Annotated in this window: 6 protein-coding genes and 3 tRNA genes; 4 read left to right on the forward strand and 5 right to left on the reverse strand. The window is 70.6% G+C overall.

The genetic code is table 11. The features are described 5' to 3' along the window. Position 1: 1 nt before the first annotated feature. The 4 genes from V7E46_RS31860 to V7E46_RS31875 form a co-directional block, all read right to left on the reverse strand. Positions 2 to 74, reverse strand: a tRNA-Gly gene (locus tag V7E46_RS31860). Positions 75 to 276: 202 nt separating this feature from the next. Continuing rightward, positions 277 to 349 (reverse strand) — tRNA-Gly (locus V7E46_RS31865). 84 nt (positions 350 to 433) lie between these two features. Then, a tRNA-Gly gene (locus tag V7E46_RS31870) sits at positions 434 to 505 on the reverse strand. Between the two features lie 167 nt (positions 506 to 672). Then, positions 673 to 990 carry a histone-like nucleoid-structuring protein Lsr2 gene (locus V7E46_RS31875; RefSeq protein ID WP_329177693.1) on the reverse strand — a complete coding sequence of 106 codons (318 nt, stop codon included), beginning with the start codon at positions 988 to 990 and terminating at the stop codon, positions 673 to 675. 429 nt (positions 991 to 1,419) lie between these two features. Here V7E46_RS31875 and purS point away from each other — a divergent pair, with 429 nt between their 5' ends. Genes purS through purL form a run of 3 tightly spaced genes read left to right on the forward strand, consistent with a single transcriptional unit; the run spans position 1,420 to position 4,588 of the window. Next, the gene (gene purS / locus V7E46_RS31880; RefSeq protein WP_329177694.1) at positions 1,420 to 1,665 is read left to right on the forward strand and encodes a phosphoribosylformylglycinamidine synthase subunit PurS; all 246 of its coding nucleotides are present in this window, start codon (positions 1,420 to 1,422) and stop codon (positions 1,663 to 1,665) included. Then, positions 1,662 to 2,342, forward strand: a complete 681-nt coding sequence (purQ, locus tag V7E46_RS31885; protein WP_329177696.1) for a phosphoribosylformylglycinamidine synthase subunit PurQ — start codon at positions 1,662 to 1,664, stop codon at positions 2,340 to 2,342. The genes purS and purQ overlap by 4 nt, the downstream gene beginning before the upstream one ends. Beyond that, complete coding sequence (gene purL / locus V7E46_RS31890) at positions 2,339 to 4,588, forward strand: phosphoribosylformylglycinamidine synthase subunit PurL (protein WP_333771665.1); 2,250 nt, start codon at positions 2,339 to 2,341, stop codon at positions 4,586 to 4,588. The genes purQ and purL overlap by 4 nt, the downstream gene beginning before the upstream one ends. Before the next feature lie 124 nt (positions 4,589 to 4,712). Here purL and V7E46_RS31895 read toward each other — a convergent pair whose 3' ends face one another. Then, positions 4,713 to 5,531 (reverse strand): phosphotransferase enzyme family protein, encoded by an 819-nt coding sequence (locus V7E46_RS31895; protein ID WP_333771666.1) that lies wholly within the window; start codon positions 5,529 to 5,531, stop codon positions 4,713 to 4,715. 75 nt (positions 5,532 to 5,606) lie between these two features. On the opposite strand from V7E46_RS31895, the gene V7E46_RS31900 reads away from it, so the two are divergent. After that, on the forward strand, positions 5,607 to 6,179 hold the full coding sequence (locus V7E46_RS31900; RefSeq protein ID WP_333771667.1) for a helix-turn-helix transcriptional regulator: 573 nt from the start codon (positions 5,607 to 5,609) through the stop codon (positions 6,177 to 6,179). Positions 6,180 to 6,271: the final 92 nt, after the last annotated feature.

The following is a 6,271-nucleotide window of genomic DNA, read 5'->3' on the forward strand; positions in this document are numbered from 1 at the left end:
GAGCGGACGACGAGATTCGAACTCGCGACCCTCACCTTGGCAAGGTGATGCTCTACCAACTGAGCTACGTCCGCAGGTGGTGCCGATACTGTACCCGATCGGCCCCGCGCGCCGGAAACGCATATCCGCGGGCGGGCCGTACGGCCCGGGTACGGACCGCGAGTACAGCGAAGGCCCCGGTCACAAGAACCGGGGCCTTCGTCTGACTGGAGCGGACGACGAGATTCGAACTCGCGACCCTCACCTTGGCAAGGTGATGCTCTACCAACTGAGCNGAGCGGACGACGAGATTCGAACTCGCGACCCTCACCTTGGCAAGGTGATGCTCTACCAACTGAGCCACGTCCGCAGGTCGTGCGGATCACTCTACCCGAAGCGCCGCATGTCAATGACCAGTGGTCAATGACCGCGACGCTTTCGCGTAGGCGATCGGAGCGGGCGACAGGAATTGCACACTGCGCCTCCCCCCTGGAAGGGGGGCGCTCTACTACTGAGCTACACCCGCATGATGTCCGTTGACCTGGCCTTTCGGTCCTGCCCTCGGCGTGCTCCACACACTAGCGGAAGGGTGGGGGTGGCTGTCCAGTCGGCCCGGCCCGGCCGCGTCGCGCCCCTGCCGGGTGTGCGGCCGGCCCTGTCCCGGGCCGGCCGCACAACCCAACTGCCGTGCGTTCAGCTCGCCTTGCTGAACGCCTCGTAGACCTTCTTCGGAATACGGCCGCGGGCGGGCACCTCGAATCCGTTGGACTGCGCCCAGGCCCGCACGGTCGCCGGCGTGGGTGCGATCGGGGTGCGCTTGTAGGCGCGGCCGGAAAGCGTGCGGCGGCGGCCGGCCTCGACGTAGGGCGCCAGCTCGTGACGCAGTTTGTCCGCGTTCTCGGACGAGAGGTCGATCTCGTACCACTGCCCGTCGACGCCGAATGCGATCGTTTCCGCGGCCTCGCCGCCGTCGAGATCATCAGCGAGGGTGACCAGTACGCGTTGCGCCATGGGAATCGGTCCTTTCGTACGCCGTCGGCATGCCGTCGCGATGACCGGCCGGAGTCGCCGGGACCGGTGACCGGGCCGCACCGCCGGGCCTGTTGCGGCCCGGTGCGGTACGGCGTCCGGCCCGGCTGTGGTGTCGCGGGCACGCAGACGCGCAGGTGTCGACAAATGTGCATTCAGGGCGAAGCTGTGCGGTGTCACGGAATGGGATGCAGATGTTACTGATAATTCCCGGCCGTACGTCATCCCAAGCCTGTACGCCATCGGGACCCTATGATTTTCCGCCGCGTTTCCCCAGGTATTTTGACAGCCGATACATAAACGTGATGCATGATCTGCCGCTCACCGGTCGGGCGCCCCATATCTACTCGCGTAGAATTTCCCACCAGGTACCCTGGGAGGACCTCACGCACCACACCACCGGGAGTGCCAGTGGCACGCGTCGTAGTCGACGTCATGCTCAAGCCGGAGATCCTCGACCCCCAGGGCCAGGCGGTACAGCGCGCGCTGCCGCGCCTCGGCTTCGACGGGATCTCCGACGTCCGCCAGGGAAAGCGCTTTGAACTCGAGGTCGAGGGGCCGGTCGACGACGCCGCCCTCGCCCGCATTCGGGAGATGGCGGAAACTTTTCTTGCCAACACCGTGATCGAGGACTTCGACGTAAAGGTCGAGTCGTGACTGCCCGCATTGGCGTCGTCACATTTCCCGGCACGCTGGACGACCGCGACACGCAGCGGGCGATCAGCATCGCGGGCGCCGAAGCCGTACCGCTGTGGCACCGCGACAAGGACCTCAAGCAGGTCGACGCGGTCGTTCTGCCCGGCGGGTTCTCCTACGGCGACTATCTGCGGGCCGGTGCGATCTCGCGCTTCTCGCCGGTGATGGGGACGGTTATCGAACAGGCGAACGCAGGAATGCCGGTGCTCGGCATCTGCAACGGTTTCCAGGTGCTGTGCGAAGCGCATCTGCTGCCGGGCGCGATGCTCAGGAACACCGGGCTCCACTTCGTCTGCCGCGACCAGAAGCTGCGGGTCGAGAGCACCGCGACCGCCTGGACCGCCGACTACGCCGCCGGCCAGGAGATCTCCGTCCCGCTCAAGAACATCGACGGCCGCTACACCGCTGACCAGCGCACTCTCGACGAGCTGGAGGCCGAGGGCCGGGTGGCCTTCCGCTACCTCGACGGGAATCCCAACGGCTCGCTCCGCGACATCGCCGGCATCAGCAACGCGGCGGGCAACGTCGTCGGCCTCATGCCGCACCCCGAGCACGCGGTGGAGCCGCTGATCGGCACCGGCCGCACCGACGGCCTCGCGTTCTTCACCTCGGTACTCAAGAAACTGGTCACCGCATGACGCTCGACACGGTCAAGCACGCCGGCGAGACCCCCGACGCCGGCCAGCCCTGGAAGGAACTCGGCCTCAAGGAGGACGAGTACGCCCGCGTCCGGGAGATCCTGGGCCGCCGGCCGACCGGCGCCGAGCTGGCGATGTACTCGGTCATGTGGTCGGAGCACTGCTCGTACAAGTCGAGCAAGGTGCACCTCAAGCAGTTCGGCGAGAAAGCCCCGCAGACCGACGCGCTGCTCGTCGGCATCGGTGAGAACGCCGGTGTGGTGGACGTCGGGCAGGGCTACGCCGTCACCTTCAAGATCGAGTCGCACAACCACCCCTCGTACATCGAGCCCTACCAGGGCGCGGCCACCGGCGTCGGCGGCATCGTGCGCGACATCCTGGCGATGGGCGCGCGGCCGGTCGCGGTCATGGACCCGCTGCGCTTCGGCGCCGCCGACCACCCCGACACCAAGCGCGTGCTGCCCGGCGTCGTCGCCGGCGTCGGCGGCTACGGCAACTGCCTGGGCCTGCCCAACATCGGCGGCGAGGTCGTCTTCGACCCCTGCTACCAGGGCAACCCGCTGGTCAACGCGCTGTGCGTAGGCGTCATGAAGCACGAGGACATCCACCTCGCCCAGGCGTCCGGCGCCGGCAACAAGGTGATCCTCTACGGCGCCAGGACCGGCGGCGACGGCATCGGCGGCGTCTCGGTGCTGGCCAGCGAGACCTTCGACGCGACGGGTCCCTCGCGGCGGCCCGCCGTCCAGGTCGGCGACCCCTTCCAGGAGAAGCTGCTCATCGAGTGCACCCTGGAGATCTTCCGCGAGCAGCTGGTCGCGGGCATCCAGGACCTGGGCGGCGCCGGCCTGTCGTGCGCCACCTCCGAGCTGGCCTCGGCCGGCTCCGGCGGCATGCGGGTCGAGCTGGACACCGTGCCGCTGCGCGACGCGACGCTCTCGCCCGAGGAGATCCTCATGAGCGAGTCGCAGGAGCGGATGTGCGCGATCGTCGAGCCCGGCAAGGCCGAGCGCTTCCTGGAGATCTGCGAGAAGTGGGACGTCATCGCCACGGTCATCGGTGAGGTCACCGAGGGCTCGCGGCTGGAGATCTTCTGGCACGGCGAGCAGATCGTGGACGTACCGCCGCGCTCGGTCGCGCACGAGGGTCCCACCTACCACCGCCCGTACGCCCGCCCCGACTGGCAGGACGCGCTCCAGGCCGACGACGCCGGGAAGCTGGCGCGGCCGTCCACCGCCGAGGAGCTGCGCGAGCAGGTGCTCGCGCTGGTCGGTTCGCCGAACCAGGCGTCCAAGGCGTGGGTCACCGACCAGTACGACCGCTTCGTGCAGGGCAATACGGTGCTGGCGCAGCCCGAGGACTCCGGCGTCATCCGCATCGACGCCGTCACCGACCTCGGCGTGGCCATCGCCACCGACGGCAACGGGCGGTACGCCAAGCTCGACCCGTACGCGGGCGCGCAGCTCGCGCTCGCGGAGGCGTACCGCAATGTCGCCGCGACCGGTGCGAAGCCGCTGGCCGTCTCCGACTGCCTGAACTTCGGCTCACCCGAGGACCCGGCGGTGATGTGGCAGTTCGCCGAGGCCACCCGGGGTCTGGCCGACGGCTGCCTCGCGCTGGGTACGCCGGTGACCGGCGGCAACGTCTCGCTCTACAACCAGACCGGGGACGCCGCCATCCACCCGACCCCGGTGGTCGCCGTCCTCGGCGTGATCGACGACGTCAACCGGCGTACTCCGATGGCGTTCAAGGAGCCGGGCCAGCTGATCCTGCTGCTCGGCGACACCCGCGAGGAGTTCGGCGGCTCGGCCTGGTCGCAGGTCGTCCACGACCACCTGGGCGGGCTGCCGCCCGCCGTGGACCTGGAGCGGGAGCGGCTGCTGGCCGACATCCTCATCTCCGGCTCGCGCGACGGCATGATCGACGCCGCTCACGACCTGTCCGACGGCGGGCTCATCCAGGCGGTGACCGAGTCCTGCCTGCGCGGCGGGCAGGGCGCCCGGCTGGTCGTGCCGGACGGGCTCGACGCCTTCACCTTCCTCTTCTCCGAGTCGGCGGGCCGCGCGATCGTGGCCGTCCCGCGCTCCGAGGAGCTGCGCTTCACCGACATGTGCGGGGCGCGGGGTCTGCCGGTCAGCCGGATCGGGGTGATCGACGGCGACGCGGTCGAGGTCCAGGGCGAGTTCACGCTCCCGCTGGCCGAACTGCGCTCGGTGCACGAGGCGACGATCCCGGGCCTGCTGGCGTAGCAGGTACGCGCGGGCGTAAGGCGTACGCGCGCGGGTGAGAGGGTGTCGCGGAAGCGAGAGCTGGCTTCTTCCGCGGCACCCTCTCGCTGCGGTGATACCCCCTCACGCCCGTGAGGGGTACGCGCTACGGTGACGGGCTCTCCGTCAGTGCCGCCGCGTACGCGTTCCGGTGCGCGACCAGCCACTCCTGCATCCGGTCCCAGCGCGCCCAGCCGCCCCGCCGGGCGACCGCCTCGACGTAGCCGGGGTCGCCGTCCGCGACCCGGCGCTCGACGAAGGCGCGGCCCGCCGCGGTGGCCTGCTCGATGACCGCGGGCAGTTCGGCGCGCTCGGCCGGCGTCAGCCCGTACGCGTCTGCCAGCAGCCGCAGTCGGCCCAACTGGTCCAGTCCGCACGGATACCGGGCGGTGGCCGAGGCCGGATCGAGCATCGGCACCCAGTAGCGGGCGGTCATCGCCACGTCCCACAGCGGGCGGCCGGGAGCGGCGAGGTCGAAGTCGATCAGGGCGACGGCCCGGCCGCCGCGGAAGACGACGTTCTCCGGGCAGACGTCGTTGTGGCACAGCACGGGTCCGCCCGCCGGGTCGGCCAGTTCACGGTCCCAGTGCGCTCCCGGGTCGATGTCCACCCCGGCGCCCGCGTCGTGCAGCCGCCGCAGCAGCCGGCCCACGGACACCAGCGCGTCGTCCGTCATCGCCCACGCCGGGAACGGCGGCAGGGCCACCTCGCCTTCGACGTAGGTGAGTTGCTCCCGCCCGTCCCCGTCGAGACCCGCGCCGACGGGCGCACCGTCGAAGCCGCGGTCCCGCAGGGCGGCGAGATACGCGTGCACACCGGCCGCGTTCCTGGACGCGGGCCGGTCCACGAGTCCGCCGCGCCGGTAGACCGCACCGGCGTTGGCCATCCCCCCGGCAAGCTGCTCGCCGTCCCGCGCTTCCGTCATGCGGCCCTCCGCGGTCCCTGCCGGGCGACGAAACCAGGATGACCGCGGAGCCTGCGCCCGGGCAGACTGCGGTGAGTGGACCGCAACGCTACAGGCCCGGTGCCCGCGCCTGATCTGGCGATACGCCATGTCGCGGCCAGGGCCGGCATCTCGCCCGACTACTACACGCGACTTGAGCAGGGCCGCCCCCGCGTCCCGACCCCCGCCGTACTGGACTCCCTGGCAAGGGCGTTGCTGCTCACCGACGCCGAACGCGCCTATCTGCACACGCTCGCCGCCCCGCGCCGGGAGCCCGCGGCCGTACGGACCAGGCCCGTCACCCCGGCCGCCCGGGCGCTGCTGGAGGCCCTGAACGACGCCCCGGCCTTCATCGCGGGACCCCGCTTCGACCTGCCGGCCTGGAACCCGCTGGGCGCCGCCCTGATGGCGGGCCTGGCACAACGCCCGGCGCACGAGCGCAATTTGCTCTGGCAGGTCTTCTGCTGCCCCTACGGCGCCGCCCCCGCCAACCGGGAGCCGGAGGACTCGATCGGCGCGCAACTGGTCGCGTCACTGCGCACCGCACACGCCGACCGCCCGAGCGACCCGGCCCTCACCCGCCTGGTGGCCGAACTCTCCGCGTCCAGCCCGGAATTCGCCACCCCGTGAAAATGCACCGGGCCGGCGCCCCCGCCGAGGGCGAACTCCGGCTGTGCCACCCGAAAGTGCCCGCGGACACCCTCCCCTACACCCTCCTGTCC

It is taken from the genome of Streptomyces sp. IBSBF 2435, assembly GCF_036815005.1.
In the GTDB taxonomy this organism is placed as follows: Bacteria; Actinomycetota; Actinomycetes; order Streptomycetales; family Streptomycetaceae; genus Actinacidiphila.

Bases quoted from the DNA above. Each gene is read 5' to 3' on its own strand.
- purL (WP_333771665.1), top strand. From the start codon at position 2,339: ATGACGCTCGACACGGTCAAGCACGCCGGCGAGACCCCCGACGCCGGC.
- V7E46_RS31875 (WP_329177693.1), bottom strand. From the start codon at position 990: ATGGCGCAACGCGTACTGGTCACCCTCGCTGATGATCTCGACGGCGGC.
- V7E46_RS31895 (WP_333771666.1), bottom strand. From the start codon at position 5,531: ATGACGGAAGCGCGGGACGGCGAGCAGCTTGCCGGGGGGATGGCCAAC.